The sequence below is a fragment of the Serratia sp. BW106 genome, from assembly GCF_002607755.1.
Classification (GTDB): Bacteria; Pseudomonadota; Gammaproteobacteria; order Enterobacterales; family Enterobacteriaceae; genus Serratia; species Serratia proteamaculans.
The window spans coordinates 1-16,259 of the sequence record NZ_MCGS01000003.1; the positions used below are offsets into that span (position 1 = coordinate 1).

Annotated in this window: 19 protein-coding genes; 8 read left to right on the forward strand and 11 right to left on the reverse strand. The window is 53.9% G+C overall.

Going from position 1 to position 16,259, the window contains the following annotated elements; all coding sequences use genetic code 11:
• Positions 1 to 19: 19 nt before the first annotated feature.
• The gene (locus BEI65_RS01600; RefSeq protein ID WP_099061822.1) at positions 20 to 1,867 is read right to left on the reverse strand and encodes a polyurethanase; all 1,848 of its coding nucleotides are present in this window, start codon (positions 1,865 to 1,867) and stop codon (positions 20 to 22) included.
• Positions 1,868 to 2,107: 240 nt separating this feature from the next.
• Between BEI65_RS01600 and sodC the strand changes: the two genes are divergently transcribed.
• Entirely contained in the window at positions 2,108 to 2,629 is a 522-nt protein-coding gene (gene sodC / locus BEI65_RS01605) for a superoxide dismutase family protein (RefSeq protein WP_099061823.1), read from the forward strand.
• Between the two features lie 9 nt (positions 2,630 to 2,638).
• Here sodC and BEI65_RS01610 read toward each other — a convergent pair whose 3' ends face one another.
• The 3 genes from BEI65_RS01610 to BEI65_RS01620 are packed head-to-tail and all read right to left on the reverse strand — an operon-like array spanning position 2,639 to position 5,779.
• A complete protein-coding gene (locus BEI65_RS01610; protein WP_099061824.1) occupies positions 2,639 to 4,672 on the reverse strand; it encodes an FUSC family protein in 2,034 nt (677 codons plus the stop codon).
• Positions 4,673 to 4,681: 9 nt separating this feature from the next.
• The gene (locus tag BEI65_RS01615; protein WP_099061825.1) at positions 4,682 to 5,539 is read right to left on the reverse strand and encodes an HlyD family secretion protein; all 858 of its coding nucleotides are present in this window, start codon (positions 5,537 to 5,539) and stop codon (positions 4,682 to 4,684) included.
• 3 nt (positions 5,540 to 5,542) lie between these two features.
• On the reverse strand, positions 5,543 to 5,779 hold the full coding sequence (locus BEI65_RS01620) for a DUF1656 domain-containing protein (RefSeq protein WP_170925021.1): 237 nt from the start codon (positions 5,777 to 5,779) through the stop codon (positions 5,543 to 5,545).
• 180 nt (positions 5,780 to 5,959) lie between these two features.
• Here BEI65_RS01620 and slyA point away from each other — a divergent pair, with 180 nt between their 5' ends.
• On the forward strand, positions 5,960 to 6,394 hold the full coding sequence (gene slyA / locus BEI65_RS01625; RefSeq protein ID WP_099061826.1) for a transcriptional regulator SlyA: 435 nt from the start codon (positions 5,960 to 5,962) through the stop codon (positions 6,392 to 6,394).
• An 87-nt stretch (positions 6,395 to 6,481) separates the two neighbouring features.
• On the opposite strand, the gene BEI65_RS01630 is transcribed toward slyA, so the two are convergent.
• Entirely contained in the window at positions 6,482 to 6,946 is a 465-nt protein-coding gene (locus BEI65_RS01630; protein WP_099062075.1) for a glycine zipper 2TM domain-containing protein, read from the reverse strand.
• A gap of 367 nt (positions 6,947 to 7,313) precedes the next feature.
• Between BEI65_RS01630 and anmK the strand changes: the two genes are divergently transcribed.
• The 5 genes from anmK (at position 7,314) to pdxY (ending at position 11,991) form a co-directional block, all read left to right on the forward strand.
• Positions 7,314 to 8,435, forward strand: coding sequence for an anhydro-N-acetylmuramic acid kinase (gene anmK, locus BEI65_RS01635; RefSeq protein WP_099061827.1), 1,122 nt, complete (start codon positions 7,314 to 7,316; stop codon positions 8,433 to 8,435).
• A 45-nt stretch (positions 8,436 to 8,480) separates the two neighbouring features.
• Positions 8,481 to 8,783: an MliC family protein gene (locus BEI65_RS01640; protein ID WP_099061828.1), complete on the forward strand. Its 303-nt coding sequence runs from the start codon at positions 8,481 to 8,483 to the stop codon at positions 8,781 to 8,783.
• A gap of 87 nt (positions 8,784 to 8,870) precedes the next feature.
• Positions 8,871 to 9,524 carry a pyridoxamine 5'-phosphate oxidase gene (gene pdxH / locus BEI65_RS01645; protein ID WP_099061829.1) on the forward strand — a complete coding sequence of 218 codons (654 nt, stop codon included), beginning with the start codon at positions 8,871 to 8,873 and terminating at the stop codon, positions 9,522 to 9,524.
• A 266-nt stretch (positions 9,525 to 9,790) separates the two neighbouring features.
• Complete coding sequence (tyrS, locus tag BEI65_RS01655) at positions 9,791 to 11,065, forward strand: tyrosine--tRNA ligase (protein ID WP_099061831.1); 1,275 nt, start codon at positions 9,791 to 9,793, stop codon at positions 11,063 to 11,065.
• Between the two features lie 65 nt (positions 11,066 to 11,130).
• Positions 11,131 to 11,991: a pyridoxal kinase PdxY gene (pdxY, locus tag BEI65_RS01660; protein WP_099061832.1), complete on the forward strand. Its 861-nt coding sequence runs from the start codon at positions 11,131 to 11,133 to the stop codon at positions 11,989 to 11,991.
• A gap of 51 nt (positions 11,992 to 12,042) precedes the next feature.
• Here pdxY and gstA read toward each other — a convergent pair whose 3' ends face one another.
• The 4 genes from gstA to BEI65_RS01680 form a co-directional block, all read right to left on the reverse strand.
• The gene (gstA, locus tag BEI65_RS01665) at positions 12,043 to 12,648 is read right to left on the reverse strand and encodes a glutathione transferase GstA (RefSeq protein ID WP_099061833.1); all 606 of its coding nucleotides are present in this window, start codon (positions 12,646 to 12,648) and stop codon (positions 12,043 to 12,045) included.
• Positions 12,649 to 12,740: 92 nt separating this feature from the next.
• Complete coding sequence (gene dapA / locus BEI65_RS01670; protein ID WP_099061834.1) at positions 12,741 to 13,625, reverse strand: 4-hydroxy-tetrahydrodipicolinate synthase; 885 nt, start codon at positions 13,623 to 13,625, stop codon at positions 12,741 to 12,743.
• 204 nt (positions 13,626 to 13,829) lie between these two features.
• On the reverse strand, positions 13,830 to 14,096 hold the full coding sequence (yjbD, locus tag BEI65_RS01675) for a DUF3811 domain-containing protein (protein ID WP_085116604.1): 267 nt from the start codon (positions 14,094 to 14,096) through the stop codon (positions 13,830 to 13,832).
• 97 nt (positions 14,097 to 14,193) lie between these two features.
• Positions 14,194 to 14,859: an HD domain-containing protein gene (locus tag BEI65_RS01680; protein ID WP_099061835.1), complete on the reverse strand. Its 666-nt coding sequence runs from the start codon at positions 14,857 to 14,859 to the stop codon at positions 14,194 to 14,196.
• A gap of 233 nt (positions 14,860 to 15,092) precedes the next feature.
• Between BEI65_RS01680 and BEI65_RS01685 the strand changes: the two genes are divergently transcribed.
• The gene (locus BEI65_RS01685; RefSeq protein ID WP_099061836.1) at positions 15,093 to 15,488 is read left to right on the forward strand and encodes a nuclear transport factor 2 family protein; all 396 of its coding nucleotides are present in this window, start codon (positions 15,093 to 15,095) and stop codon (positions 15,486 to 15,488) included.
• Here the strand turns inward: BEI65_RS01685 and BEI65_RS01690 are convergent.
• Complete coding sequence (locus BEI65_RS01690) at positions 15,485 to 15,754, reverse strand: hypothetical protein (RefSeq protein WP_099061837.1); 270 nt, start codon at positions 15,752 to 15,754, stop codon at positions 15,485 to 15,487. The two genes, BEI65_RS01685 and BEI65_RS01690, sit on opposite strands and share 4 nt — an antisense overlap.
• 114 nt (positions 15,755 to 15,868) lie before the next feature.
• Positions 15,869 to 16,246: a RidA family protein gene (locus BEI65_RS01695; RefSeq protein WP_099061838.1), complete on the reverse strand. Its 378-nt coding sequence runs from the start codon at positions 16,244 to 16,246 to the stop codon at positions 15,869 to 15,871.
• Positions 16,247 to 16,259 lie beyond the last annotated feature (13 nt).

Consider the following 16,259-nt stretch of genomic DNA (forward strand, 5'->3'; position numbering starts at 1 on the left):
TATGCCGGAGGATATTTATTTACGCCAGTACCACCTGGCCGTCAGACAGGCTGCTCAGCCCCTGACCGACCAGCGTGACCGTATTACCGCCGAAGTTAAACACCAGATTGTCGTTCACTTCAGAAACAAAATCGCGGAAGTTACCGCCCGCGCTGCTGCCATCGGTCCCGATAAACACCAGCTTGTCCTGCGCCTGATAGCCGTAAATCTGATCCTGACCAAAGTCGCCACTGAACAGGAAGGTGTTGCTGCCGCCCTGACTGTGCATAACGTCGTTACCGGCACCGCCGACAAAGACATCATTACCTTTGCCACCGAACAGTTGGTCATTGCCCTCCAGACCGAACAGCCAGGAACCGGAAGCCTTGGCGGTCAGGGTGTCATCGGCTGCACTGCCGTTGGCCGAACTGGCATAGGCGGTCAACCCTTTGTCGGATCGCAATCCGCTGTCGGTCACCTGGTGATCAACGTTTTTGGTAAAAATCAGCAGTGCTGATTCTTTGCTTTTCAGCGTATTAATCGAACTTGCCAGAGTGATGCCGCCTTTGGCATCGCGCAGGTAGAGCGTATTACCGTCGTAGGCGACCTCGCTATTTTTCAATGCATGCTGCAGATCCAGGGTGTTATTGCCTTCGCCGCCGGAAATAATATTAAAACCGCCGCTGTCACGGAAAGTGTCATTGCCGGCACGGCCTTCAAGATAATCATTACCGGCACCGCCCTTGATTAAATCATTGCTGTCGCTACCCACAATAAAGGTTGGGCCGCTGTGGTGCTCGGCGTTGCGATTGAGATCCTCAACCCAGGTATTGCCGCGAGTCACATCGGAGAGGTTGGAGACAATCACCGTCGAGTCTTTATTGGTCAGCGAGTAAAACTCTGAATTTAATACTCGCATCAAGCCGTCCTGATAAAAGAACGGCAGGTGGGATAGCCAGGTCGGAATATTCAGGATCGAGAAGGGCAGAATATTCCAGGCATCAGAGGCGTAATGGTCGTTGAAATTAACGATATTATTGGTGGCGGACTCCTGCGGCGCATCATGCACCCCTAAGGAGGCCAACGTCAGGTTTGTGCCGTCCAGTGCGCGGAATACCGGGTCGTTTTCATAGCCGATATTAATCACCTTGCCGCCGGTCTCGTATTGCGTGGGGGATGCGAATGCCACATAGCTGGATTGCGCATAGAAACCGCCCCAATTGTCGTCGCTGAGCGCCGCCATGCTGTTCACCGCCAGCCCACCGAGACTGTGCCCGCTGATGGTCACGTCATCGCCGCTCAGCCCGTTTGACTGGGCGAATTTAGCGACGTCGCCCAGCAGGGTGCCAAAGGCCTTCAGGCTGTAGTTATCGGAATAACCGGCAGGGCCAAATCCCGCCAACAAGTCATTGATCAGATCGCCGATGGTATCGGTAATCAGGGATTCCCGCGGCCCGCTGGTACCACGAAAAGCAATGCCAATGCCGGTGAGGTTGCCTTCGCTGTCATATTTCCCCAGTACTTCAGCCTGGGCGGTGGTGTAGCCCAGAGTTTCGCCATAATAGGTACCACGGGCATCGGTCTTACCCTGGTAGCCTAATTGGTCAGCGCCAATTAATGACCAACCGGCGTTATTGACCGCTTCCAGCGCCGCCTTTTCCGAGTCGGGGTTCCAGGGAATACCGGGTAATCCGCCCTGTGATTGCGTGCTGCCAATCAGCGCTGTCACCAACGTCAGGGGTAAGCCCAGACCGAATCCGGTATTGTGGTAGCCCTCATCAAATCCATTGTCGATATTGTGATAGGCGTAAGTAGAAATTGCCAAGGCGTCACTAAACAATACTTTGGACTTCGCATCATCGAGATCTTGATAATTAAAGATTCCCATATCAGTTCCTTATGAATTCGCTGCATTGCCGGGTTGATCTTTGAATAGCTATTGCAGCTTGTGTCGGTAGGTAAGGTATACCGAACGGCAGCTGGTCAGAGGACCGACATCGGTAGAATTATTATTAGTATGAATTATTAAGAATGCGAATTTGATCGGCAAAATTGTGTGCGTTTTGAGCGGTGGCTTACAGCTTCCCCTATACTTGAAGGCTCACAGTGAGTTCAGGGAGATTAATTAATGAAATATTATTGGTATGCGGCCTTCGGCCTGATGGCCTGCGGAGCCGCTCAGGCGGCAACGGTGGATGTTGACATGAATCTGGTGACCGGACAGGGAATAGGTCAGGAAATTGGCAAAGTGACAATCAGTGAAACGCCTTATGGCCTGCTGTTTACCCCACAGCTCAAAGCGTTACCAGCCGGGGTACACGGTTTTCACGTTCATGAGAACGGCAGTTGCGAGCCGGGAATGAAAGAGGGCAAGGCGGTTGCGGCATTGGCGGCGGGCGGCCATTTTGATCCGCAAAAAACCGGTAAACACCTTGGCCCCTATGCCGATGGCCATTTGGGAGACCTGCCGGCAATTTACGTAACGAATGACGGCATGGCCAGCGATCCGGTGTTGGCACCGCGGCTGAAAAAAATCAGCGAAATAACCGGTAAGGCGCTGATGGTGCACGCCGGCGGTGATAACCATTCCGACCAGCCTAAACCTCTGGGCGGCGGAGGGGAGCGTTTCGCCTGCGGTGTCATTAAATGATAAAGCCGGTTAGCGTGAGGCGGGGACCGCTGCTGTACTGTCAGGCGGGGTGATCGCCTGCTGTAACTGTTGCAACGAACAGTAAAGTCGCCAAATTAAGCCGGCAAGATCGCGCGCCGCCTGTTCCGGGTGGTGCGCCAGTGCACGACTCATGCGTTGCAGTTCCTGCAAGCTGGCGTCCAGTGAACTGTGCTGTACGCCTTTCTCCGTCATAATGCCCCGCAGGCAGTGAATACAAACATCTCGCACCGCCGAGAGTGGATCGGAGCGGGTCTGCCAGTCGCGCAATTGCCAAACGATATGGCTGCAGTTGAGCAGCACCACGCCCCAGCGCAATAACCAACTGCGTGCCTCTTGATCCTTGCTTTGATTCAATTGGCTGATACGGTGATAAATCAGCGATTCGAACCGACTCTCGCTCTGCTGCGGCTTTTTGCTCAGTTGATCGATAAAGTCGCGTCGCAGGGCGCGGATAATGCGCCGGCTTTTGCGTTTGTCCGAACTGGGCCGCAAGATTTGGAACGCCATACCGGCCAACAGGACGCCGACAATTTTGCCAAGGCTGTCATTGATAAACGACTGATAATCGTAACTCGGTGGATTGGTGACGGACAGAAACGAGCCCATAAACACGATCAGTTGCCCCCAAAGCGCGGCATAGGGGGGATTCTGCAGCTTGAGCATCTGCATGGTCACCAGCACCGGGAACAGGAAGGCGCAGAACAGCCACAAATCATCTATCTGGATCATCAGGCCAAACTTCACCATAAAACAGACGATCGAAAGCAGCGTCACCGCCTTCAGCAAAGTCGTGATGCTGTTGATCGGCGAAGGCGTGGAGGAATAGAGCACGCAACTGATGGCGACCAGCGTCAAAGCGGAGCTCCCGGCTTCCCATTGGGTGTTAATCCAGTAAGCACAGCCGAGGACAATGCACAAAAAGGTGCGTAACCCGTTATAGGCGGCTTCGTAGCTATCTGTGTGACGTGCCAGAGAGGTCACATGCGGCGGTTGGATATCGCTGACCGGGGTAGCGTTTTCCAGCCGCAGCAGCCAGCGACTGCAATTCAGATACAGCCAGCAGAAATGCCGTAGCCGCAACCAGAAGGCGCGGTGGCGGTAGTCGGCAGGATCTTGCGGGGCGATTTGCTGCAGAATACGGGCCAGCCGATATTTATCGGTATCAGGACTGCGCAGCTCGTTCAGCAGTTGATCCAGCACGCTCGCCAGATTGGCCGGGCGATCCGGCCAGTTTAACAGCATGCGGCGCAGGCTGGAGATCACGCTGGTAATGCGCAACTGCTGATGCAGCATATAATTGAGCAGGTTATTTTGCCTACGCAGCCGATAGTGGCTCCAGAAGGCCTGAATACGCAGCAGGTTCATGGTCAGGATCTGGCCGATGACCCCTTCGTGCGACGTACGCATCTGCACGGTAATTTCCGGTTGCCACAGCATGGCGGCATGCTCCAGCAACCGCAGGTGCATGCGCCGCAGTGAGGTCAGCAGGGCTTCACCGTCCGAGGTGCTGGGCAGGATCATCATCATCAGACCACCGCACAGAATACCGGTGATCACTTCGCAAACGCGCGCCTGGGCGATATCAAAGATTTGCTGGGTGTCGGTCACGTTGACCGTGCTGAAGGCGATGATGGCGGCGGTATAGCCCGCCAGCGCAAAGGCGTAGGAGACATTGTTCTGATAATGATTGGAAATGTAGGTGCACAGGCCAATCCAGGCGGCAATAAACAGGGTGAACAACCAGGGATCGTTCAGGCAATGGCCGGCAATCGCCACCGAGGCGGCGGCTCCGACCAGACTACCGAAAACACGACCGATGCTTTTACTGATCACGCCGCCGACGGTAGGAAAACTGACCACCGCCGCCGAGGTTAGCGCCCAGTAGGGTTCGTCAAGATTGAGAACAAAAGCCACCCACAGTGACAGGCACATCGCCAGCGAATTGCGCAGTGCATAGCGCCATTGCCCGCCGGTGGCTTTCCCCCAGGGCGTGCGGTTCCATTCCAAAAAAGGCAGATTCACTGGTTAGCCTTACTGATGAATGGAGATGGTGCAGGTGGTGCCGGCCACCAAGGGCAAATCGGCGGGCACGTTCAGCAGTTTTATCCGCACCGGTACGCGTTGCGCCAGACGTACCCAGGGCACGTTGGGCTTTACGTCCATTAATAAATCACTGCTGCTGTCGACGCTTTGATCGTAAATGGCTCGGCCAATGCTCTCCACTTCGCCCTGGAGCGGGATGTTGCCATTATATAAAACGATATCCGCCTGATTGCCTTCTTTTATATGTTTTAGCTTGGTTTCCTCAAAATAACCGAGTACATAAAAAGAGTGCACGTCAACCAGTGCGACCAGTGGGGTTCCGGCACTGGCATAGTTTCCAACCCGTGCCTGTAAATTGGTGATATAGCCGTCGGTAGGGGCGAAAATTTTAGTTTTACTTAAATTCCATTTGGCCTGTTCCAGATTAGCTTGCGCGGCTTTATACGAAGCCTTCATTGCCTGGGCCGCTAAATTTGACTCGTCCATGTCTTCGGCAGAAATAACATTTTTCGGCAGGCCGCGACGGCGTGCCGCCTCATGGTCGGCCTTGGCCATATCTGACTGCGCTTTTGCCAGCGCGGCCTCAGCATTGTCGAGTGCAATCTGGTATGGAACCGGGTCGATCGTAAAAATCAGACTTCCCGCAGGTATGAACTGATTGTCATGAACGGTTATTTTCTCTAATCTTCCAGATACTTCTGGCGTGATATTGACGAGTTCTGCGCGCACCTTTCCGTCACGGGTCCACGGGGATTGCATATAATAATTCCATAGCCACCAACCGGCACAGATGGCAATGGCGCAGACGATTACCGTAGAAAAATATTTTAAAGTTTTATGCGTCATCAGTTACCAACTCGCTAAAAGCCACAGGGAGCCGCTGACGGCAATGACGAAAATAGACAAATCCATCAGCATGGGATGCCAAATTTCGCCGGAATAAATCCAGTCTCGCAGCAGGTGGTGTACCAGTAACCATAAAACCAGGCCAAGCAACACAGCCTTAAATATGGGTGGAAAATAAAGCGAGGCGCCCAGCACCAAATCGGGTAGCGGGGACGAGGCATGAAGCCATGAAGTATTCACATTAACAATCCCGATGAGTGAATATGTTGAGTCTTTGCATAGAGAATAAACAATAACAGATCAAAATGGTGGCTATTTCCACAATATACATTATATACATTTGTGTTTTTAATGTTTGTTACTCAAAATAGTCTAAGCTCTGGGAGGGTATGTTAGCATGCTAATTATAAGGAGGGGTAAGTGGAGTCAACATTAGGTTCAGATTTAGCACGATTAGTTCGTGTATGGCGCGCGCTCATTGATCATCGGCTCAAGCCACTGGCGCTCACGCAAACACACTGGGTAACCTTGCACAGTATCAATCGTTTGCCGCCGGAGCAGTCGCAGATCCAACTGGCCAAGGCGATCGGCATTGAGCAACCGTCATTGGTTCGTACGCTGGACCAACTGGAAGAGAAGGGGTTGATTACTCGCCACACCTGCGCCAATGACCGGCGTGCGAAGCGTATCAAACTGACCGAAGCGGCCGACCCGATTATCCGGGAAGTGGACAGCGTCATCAGTTCTACGCGAGGTGAAATTTTGAGCGGAATTACCACCGATGAAGTGCATTTGCTGGTGGGTTTGATTGGCAAGTTGGAACAAAACATCACTGAACTGCAAAATAAACAATAATAATTTCTTCTTTTTTCGATTTGATTTCACAGCATCGGAAATGAAACCGGAGGCCTAAAGCCTCCGGTTTTACCTGCTAGATTCAGCTTACAGCGGGGATACGGTAATGGTATCGCCAGTGCGAGCCATACGAACGCGTTGCCCTGGGCTGAACTTGGTGTCGCCTGCCTTCTGAACCACCACGATGTTCTCTTTCTGGTCGGTCTTGATTTCCAGCTCATAGCCTGTAGTACGACCGGCTGCTTCACCGATACTGTTACCGGCAACGCCACCCGCTACCGCACCGGCTGCCGTTGCCAGGCTACGGCCTGTGCCGCCGCCAACGGTGTTACCGAGGAAACCACCCAGCACGGCACCGCCGATGGCGCCAATGGTGTTCGATGTTTCACTACCCTGGATCTTGACCGGGCGCACAGAAACCAGCGTGCCATAAGTCACGGTTTGCACCTGTTTGGCCTGCGAAGCGGAATAAACGTCGCCGGACATGGAATCATTGGCACACCCTGCCAGCGTAACTGCGGCGATGGCAACGACGAGAAGACGCTTGATCATATAAAACTCCTGTTGGTAGTAGTCCATAACCTGGGGAACCTTTCCAGGCCAGATTCATAAAAATGATAGACAAAGTATGGCCTAAACGCACGCACATCACCATGACCCGCTACTGCACGCAGCTTAACTTTGCTCTGTTCAACCAATATTAAACGGTGGTTTAGCTTTATAACAGCGTCGAAAGAAAATACGTTGCGGGTTGAACCACTGTTTAACCGTAGTTATCAATATGTGGCTCTGGCAGGAAACAGGCACATTGCTCACAGAGGTGAAAAAATACAACATAATTCATGGCGTTAATGTGGCAATTCTGGTTTATTTGTCAGGTCAAAATTTTGCTTCCCCGTAAAGGGTAAAGGATGTCGCTATGAAGTCAGGCCGCTATATAGGTGTTATGTCTGGCACCAGTCTGGATGGCGTCGACGTGGTGCTCGCTGCGATCGATGGACGTATGGTTGCGCAACAGGCCAGTTACAGCCATCCGATGCCGATCCAACTGAAGCAGGATATTCTCGGGATGTGTCAGGGCCAGCAGACCACGCTTTCTGCGGTGGGACGGCTGGATGCACAGCTTGGCACGCTGTTTGGCGAGGCCGTACTGGGCTTGCTGAAGCAAACCGGTGTGGCGGCGCACGACATCACTGCCATCGGTTGTCATGGGCAGACGGTCTGGCACGAACCGGAGGGGGATGCGCGTTTCTCTATGCAGCTGGGTGACAATAATCGCATTGCCGCGTTGACCAATATCACCACCGTTGGTGATTTCCGCCGACGTGACATGGCCTACGGCGGCCAGGGGGCTCCGTTAGTGCCTGCCTTTCATCAGGCGCTGCTGGCGCATCCAGTAGAGCGTCGTATGGTGCTGAATATCGGCGGCATTGCCAATCTGTCGATGTTGTTGCCGGGGGCTGCGGTGCGTGGCTTCGATACCGGGCCGGGCAATATGCTGATGGATGCCTGGATATGGCGTCATCACTCACAGCCTTACGATAAGGACGGCGCTTGGGCGATGGAAGGACGGGTTTGCTTACCGCTGTTGCAACAGATGTTGGCCGATCCTTACTTCGCGCTGCCGGCACCGAAAAGCACCGGGCGAGAATATTTCAATGCAGCCTGGCTGGAGCGTCAGTTAGCGGGTTTGGCGGCGATAAGCCCGGTTGATGTGCAAACCACGCTGACAGAACTGACGGCAATCACCATTTGTGAACAGGTCCAGTTGGCGGGCGGCTGCGAACGTGTGCTGGTCTGTGGCGGTGGGGCGCGTAATACCTTGTTGATGGCACGGATGTCTGCGCTATTGCCGGGTACCGAAGTGTGCCTGACAGATGATTTCGGCATCAGCGGTGATGATATGGAGGCTTTGGCCTTTGCCTGGCTGGCGTTTCGCACCTTGTCCGGGCAGCCCGGTAACCTGCCTTCGGTCACCGGCGCCAGCCGTGAGACCCTGCTGGGTGGGATTTATCCGGTTTTGCCTTTAGGGGGCCGCTAGCTCTGTTAGGATAGAAATCGATGGATTTCCCTAAGGAGCAACAGCATGAAAAAAATCATCATTGCCGCTGGCGTACTGGCACTGGCTGGCTGCAGCTACGTTCTGCCGCAAAACAGCCAGACCTTGCATTACCAGTGCGGCACCACGCCGTTAACGGTGTCACTGGACGGTAACGAGAGCACCGTCAGCATGTTGATGGACGGTGAGCAACTGAAGCTGAAACAGGTGCTGGCCATGTCCGGTGCAAAATACAGCGACGGTAAATATACCTTTTGGTCGAAGGGCCAAAACGCCTATCTTGAGCGCAATGGCAAAGTGATCATGAGCGATTGTACGTTGACGAATTGATCAGGCCGGTGCGGCGTCAGAGCGATTGAGATCCTGACGCCGCTGGCGCAGAATAGAATCACGATTTTTCAGTTGGTTGATAACCGAATGATTGAAAATAATGAATTTGATGTTGCGGACCTGCGCCGCGAATACACCCGTGGCGGCCTGCGCCGTAACGACCTGTCCGCCAATCCGCTGGAACTGTTCGAACATTGGCTGAAACAGGCCTGTGACGCCCGCCTGGCCGATCCGACCGCCATGTGTGTGGCGACGGTGGACGAAAACGGCCAGCCCTACCAGCGTATTGTGTTGCTCAAGCATTTTGATGACAAAGGGCTGGTGTTCTACACCAACCTGGGGAGTCGCAAAGCTCAGCAACTGGCGAATAACCCGCACATCAGCCTGCTGTTCCCGTGGCACATGCTCGACCGTCAGGTGATTTTCCTCGGTAAAGCAGAGCGCTTGTCTACGTTCGAAGTGATGAAATACTTCGCCAGCCGGCCGAAAGACAGCCAGATCGGTGCCTGGGTGTCGCAGCAGTCATCGCGTATTTCAGCGCGTGGCGTGCTGGAGAGCAAATTCCTCGAACTGAAGCAAAAATTCCAACAGGGCGAAGTGCCACTGCCGAGTTTCTGGGGTGGATTCCGGGTTAATTTCGATTCCGTCGAGTTCTGGCAGGGCGGTGCCAACCGTCTGCATGACCGTTTCCTGTATCAGCGGGACGGGAATGACTGGAAAATTGACCGACTGGCACCCTGAACAGCGAAAATCCCCCTTAAGCGCTGGTACTGATGCCGCTGGCGCTTTATTCTATATCCCCTTCATACTTGAAGCTGCATCTGTGTTGGCGGCGTCCGCGCACCCCAGTCACTTAGTTGACTAAGCTCCTGGGGATTTACGGTCTGGCCGCCTTGATGCAACCCCAATTATTTTGGGTATAGTCGTTATTCTGAATTTAATATTTCGCCAGTGGGCGAAAGGTCGTGTACCGACAAAGGTGCATTCGTTTATACATGGAGTCATTGATGGCAAGCAGCAACTTGATTAAACAACTGCAAGAGCGGGGCCTCGTTGCCCAGGTTACGGATGAAGAAGCGTTAGCAGAGCGACTGGCGCAAGGGCCAATTGCACTGTATTGCGGTTTCGATCCGACCGCTGACAGCTTGCATTTGGGCCATCTGGTTCCTCTGTTGTGCCTGAAGCGCTTCCAGCTCGCCGGGCACAAGCCGGTAGCCTTGGTTGGCGGTGCCACCGGTCTGATTGGTGACCCGAGCTTCAAAGCGGCTGAGCGCAAGTTGAACACCACCGAGACGGTGAATGAGTGGGTGGATAAAATCCGCAAACAGGTTTCTCCGTTCCTCGATTTCGACTGCGGCAGTAACAGCGCAATTGCCGCCAACAACTACGATTGGTTCGGCGGTATGAACGTGCTGACCTTCCTGCGTGATATTGGCAAGCATTTCTCCGTCAACCAGATGATCAATAAGGAAGCGGTGAAGCAGCGTCTGAACCGTGACGACTCGGGCATTTCTTTCACCGAGTTCTCCTACAACCTGTTGCAGGGCTATGACTTCTCCGAACTGTACAACCGTCATCAGGTTGAACTGCAGATCGGCGGTTCCGACCAGTGGGGCAATATCACCTCCGGTATCGATCTGACTCGCCGCATGCACCAGCAACAGGTATTCGGCCTGACCGTACCGTTGATCACCAAGGCTGACGGGACCAAATTCGGTAAGACCGAAGGCGGCGCAGTCTGGCTGGCACCAGAAAAAACCAGTCCGTACAAGTTTTACCAGTTCTGGATCAACACGGCCGATGCCGACGTATACCGCTTCCTGAAGTTCTTCACCTTTATGGATCTGGCCGAGATCAACGCGCTGGAAGAAGAAGACAAGAACAGCGGTAAAGCGCCACGCGCCCAGTATGTTCTGGCAGAAGAAGTGACCGGTATGGTACACGGGGCGGAAGGTTTGGCCGCGGCCAAGCGTATCACCCAGAGCCTGTTCTCTGGCGCGCTGCACGAGATGACCGAAGCAGACTTCGCCCAGTTGGCGCAGGACGGCATGCCGACCATCAAGCTCGATGGCGACGCCGATCTGCAACAGGCGCTGGTAAATGCCGAACTGGTGCCTTCCCGTGGCCAGGCGCGCACCATGATCGGTTCCAATGCGGTGACCATCAACGGTGAGAAGCAGTCCAACGCCGAATACGGCTTCAGCGATACCGATCGCCTGTTCGGTCGCTACACGCTGCTGCGCCGCGGCAAAAAGCATTACTGCCTGGTCGATTGGAAGTAATCAAAATTACAGCAAAGGGGCCCTCAGTGGCCCCTTTATTTTTAAGGCCTCAGAGTAGGTTTTTGATGAAAAACATTCTTTCTATTCAATCCCATGTGGTATTTGGCCATGCAGGCAACAGCGCGGCTGAGTTTCCGATGCGCCGCATGGGTGTTAACGTTTGGTCGCTGAATACCGTGCAGTTTTCCAATCATACCCAGTACGGCAAGTGGACCGGTTGCGTGATGCCAGCCAGCCATCTGACGGAGATTGCTCAGGGCATTGCGGATATTGACCAACTGAAGCATTGCGATGCCGTACTGAGTGGTTATATCGGTTCGCCGGAGCAGGGCAGCCATATCCTGGAGATTGTGCGTCAGGTCAAACTGGTCAATCCGAACGCCTGGTACTTCTGCGATCCGGTGATGGGTCATCCGGAAAAGGGCTGTATCGTGGCGCCGGGTGTGGCAGAGTTTCACTGTCAGCAGGCTTTGCCGTGCAGTGACATGATTGCCCCCAACCTGCTGGAACTGGAATTGCTGAGCCAGCGCACCGTGAGCAACGTGGAGCAGGCGGTTAGTGCTGCACGCGAGTTGATCGCCAAAGGGCCGAAAGTGGTGCTGGTCAAGCATCTTAGCCGCGCCGGTTACCATCTCGACTGTTTCGAGATGCTGTTGGTTACGGCAGACCAAGCCTGGCACATCAGCCGTCCGTTGGTAGATTTCGGCGAGCGTCAACCGGTCGGTGTCGGTGATCTGACCAGCGGTCTGCTGTTGGTTAATTTGCTGAAGGGCGAGGCGTTGGACAAAGCGCTGGAGCACGTGACGGCGGCGGTGTATGAGGTGATGCTGACGACTCAGGCCATGGGTGAGTATGAATTGCAGGTGGTCGCGGCTCAGGATCGTATTGTGCAGCCGGGCTGTGAGTTTAAGGCGGTAAAACTGTAACTTTGCTGACGAAGTGCCCCGGCGGCGGATTGTCGCGCCGGGGCGCAGATATTATTTCAAACCTTCCGCATTCAAGGTCGCATCTACGGCTGGTCGTGCGGCCACGCGATCAAAATAGGCCGAAAGCTGGGTGCGCTTTTTGATATCAAACTGCAGGGCGATGGCCCAACGCATCACGGTGAACAAATAGGCATCCGCCACGCTGAACTTGTTGCCCAACAAGAAATGCTGCTTCGCCAACACTGAATCCAGATAGTCGAACTGCTTGTCCAGTTTTTCCCGCGCGATGGTTTTGTATTCTTCCGGTGTTTTTGGGTTAAACAGCGGGCTGAATCCCTTGTGCAACTCAGTGGCGATATAGTTCAGCCATTCAATCGCATGATAACGCGACAGCGTACCAGCAGCGGGGATCAGGCCGCGATCCGGCACGCGGTCCGCCAGATATTGCACAATCGCCACACCTTCGGTCAACAGGCTGCCATCATCCAGCAGCAGCGCCGGCACTTGTCCTTTCGGGTTGATGGCCAGGTAGTCCGCGCCGCTTTCGGTTTTTTTCAGCGCCAGATCAACCTTTTCCGCTGTGAAATCCAGGCCAGCTTCGCGCAGAACAATATGGGGAGACAGAGAACAGGCACCGGCTTTATAGAACAGTTTCATCGAAAGCTCCTTGATAGTGATGAGTGACAGGCATGCTTAACCTGTGATCCTAGCTCTATAACGTCAAAATTACAGCGGTTTAATCGACAAATTTAACTTATCAGTTCGGTCTGCGGCTGCAACTGCGCCAGGGTATCGGCAATTTGCTGTTGCAACGCCTGCGGCACGGCTTGCATGGGTGAGCGCAACTCATTGTGAATCAACCCCTGCTGTGCCAGCGCCGCTTTGACCGGTGCCGGATTAGGGAAGCTGAACATCTGGTGGATCATCGGCAGCAGGGCATAGAAATTTGCCCGGGCGGCAATCAAATCTCCCTCTGCGACCTGTTGTACCAGCTGTACAAAGCGCTGCGGGTGAATGTGTGCAGAGGCAGAAATTGCACCGGTACCGCCCAGGCACAGCGTAGTGAGGATCAGGTTATCTTCACCGGTCAGTACGTCGATGTCACCGTCATTAATCAGCGCCATCATGGTGTCAGGATTACCGCTACATTCTTTGATCGCTTTCACTTGCGGGTGACGCGCGATCTGCCGCAGGGTAGCCAGCTCGATCACAATACCGGTGCGTTGCGGAATGTTGTAGAGGATCACCGGTACGCTTGAGGCATCGGCAAGCTGGGTGAAGTAGTCCACCAGGCCGCATTGCGATGGGCGAATATAATAAGGGGCAGGGATCAATACGCCGGCGATATCACGCAGTTGGATCGCCTGCTGCATTTGCAAGGTGTCGACCATGTTATTGCCGGACAGGCCCATAACCACCTGATGAGCCGGGGTGACGGCCAACACCGCATCGAGCACTGCCAACTGCTCGTCCTGGCTTAACGCGGCTGCCTCACCGGTAGTGCCACAGACCACCAACCCATCGACGCCAGAGGCGATCAGATGTTGAGCCAGTCGTTGGGTCGCAGGCAGGTCGACGGCGTGATGATTAAATGGGGTAACCAGCGCCACCCAAATACCGGAAAATGAGGCCATAGTAAGTTCCTTCAGTGCGAGCAATAAGAAGCCAGATAAGAAAACAAGCGAGGAGATGATGCGCTGATAATGAATATTCTGCATGAGGCTGTCAATTTACAACCGCTTGATAACATGGTTATTCATGATTAAGTCGTGCAGATGAGTTTGGCTAATAAAAAAGGGAAATAAAAAACCCCGCCTTGGCAGGGTTTTCTGGCGGTCTTAGCGGGGGCGGCGGGTGCTGTTCATCGAGGCCGTCCAGTTGAAGGTTTCACCGGTGGGCTGGATGCGATTGGCTTTACGCTCGGCCCGGGTGGCTTTTTCAATTTTCGCTCGGGCGGCAGTAATGCGTGCCACCACTTCATCTTTGATCTTGTTATTTTCGGCGTTGGTTAATGCACGGCCGAGGTTTTTGCGTGCTTTATCCAGCTCGGTTTTAACTTCACGTTGCTCGCTTTCTGTCATGTCTTTCAGCGTCAGTTTTTTCATTGTTGTAGCCTGGTCAGTGAAGATGACAACCAGTGTACAGCAATTAAAGGCCCGAAGATGCCGCTGCCGTAACCTAAATGCCGAGAGAGCCAGCTTGTCACATCTCTTCCTGCAACTCGCTGAGAAAACGCCGCATGCGCTCGGTGCGTTCCAGCGCCATTTTCTTGCCGGTCGCGGTTTGAAAACCTTCCTGCAACTTGAACAGTTTGGTTTCGAAGTGATCCAGACAAAAACGCTTGTCGTCATATTGGCGCTGCTGTGCCAGCGGATCGGCAGCATCGTACAATGCGCTGCGCATACGCCCGCCAATATAGAAACAGCGCGCCACGCCAATCATGCCGATGGCGTCCAGGCGGTCGGCATCCTGAAGTATTTTGGCTTCCAGCGTTTCCGGGGTAATGGCGGCGGAGAAACTGTGGGCCTCGATAGCATGGGCGGTTTTGGCGATCTCCTGCGGCTCCCAGCCCAGTTGCGTCAACATCAGGGTGGCTTTTTCCGCCGCCATGCGTGAGGCCAGATGGCGCTGTGGCGAGTTCTTTTCCACCGCCACACAATCATGTAACAGCACGGCCGCACAGAGCACGCGGCGGTTACCGCCTTCCTGCTGGCTGATAGTGTGAGTATTTTTCCACACGCGGTGCAAATGAGCCACGTCATGTGAGCCGTCATCGGAGTCGAGAGTCAGTGGCAACAGTGCCTGGGCCAATTCCTGATGAGGTGAAAACGGCTGCAGCAATTCCTGCGCCAGGGTTGAAAAATGCACGCTATGCTCCTTATGGGTGGCAAACCTAAAATCATAGCAGCCGACGATGAGGCGGTTATGACAGATCTGTAAAAGGATTGTTTACTGTATTGCAACAGACTATTGCCGTAATCGCGGTTTTTATACCGGAATAAGCAACCTAGAATGTCCCTATTCCGGTCATCCCCGCTTGGTGTAAGCCTGTGTCCGTGGGGTTGGCCGGAGTATCCCGCTTATGCAACTGGAGAAAAGCCATGTCAACGAATCTTGAAATCGTACGCGCTACCTATGAAGGCGGCAGTGCCGAAGAGAATGGCCGCAACCTGCTGGCGGCATTGGCGCCAGACGCGCAATGGACCGAAGCCGCAGGCTTTCCCTACGCCGGCACCTATATTGGTCCAGAGGCGATCTTCAAAAATGTTCATCAGCGCCTGGGAACGGAATGGCAGGGTTATCGCGCCGAAGTCGATCACTTCTATGATGCCGGTGAGAACGTCATCGCCCAGGGCTTCTACCATGGCACCTATGGCGCGACCGGCAAATCATTCACCGCATCCTTTGCACATATTTATCAGTTGCGCGCCGGAAAAATCATCAAGTTTGTGCAAATCGTTGACAGTGCAAAAGTGCTGGAAGCCATGCAGGGCTAAAGGCCGCTGTGTTTGCCAAATTTGCGATCGTACTCCCGTCGGTAAGCGCGTGCCTTGTTGCGATAGCGGATCCACAAATAGCCGCATACCAGTGCGACAGCGCCTGAAAAGGTAATGTTGCGCATATCCCGGTCATAAAAAAACACCAGCACCGCGTCCATCGCCGCGATAAAGGCAATCCACTTGTACATATGGGATTGCCGTCGCGTGGCGGCGTTGAGGCGCTTTAACTGTCTGGCTTCGTGCATAACCGGCTTTTGCTGCATAACGTCTCGTCGGTAATAAATTTCTTAGGATAAATTAACAGAAGTCTCCTGAAGGTGGTAAAGACAAACGTGCGCCGGGTCGGTTTTCATAGGGCGGGCTATAGCGCCCTTATCTTATAACGCCAGGACGGCTTCGATCTCAACGCTGACCTGCGGTGAGAACAATGCGCTGACCGCGACCAGTGAACAGGCCGGTAGCGCCCCATCAAAATAATCAAACAGCACCGGTCGTACGGCCTGCAGATCGCCGATATCGGTTAAAAACACCGTTATTTTAATCAGCGCCTTGAGATTGGTCCCTTCGTCGGCGGCAATAGTCGCCAACTGCTCAATAATCGCCTGCGCCTGTTGCGCCGTGCTTTGCCCCTGAGCCTCGGTGGCAAATGCCGTCAGTCCGGAAATATACAGCGTATCCCCATGGCGCACCGCATGGACATAGGGTCCGCCCGGCGTCGGCAATTGCGGATAATTAATGCGCTTTAATGATGTCATGGTAAAAACCCCG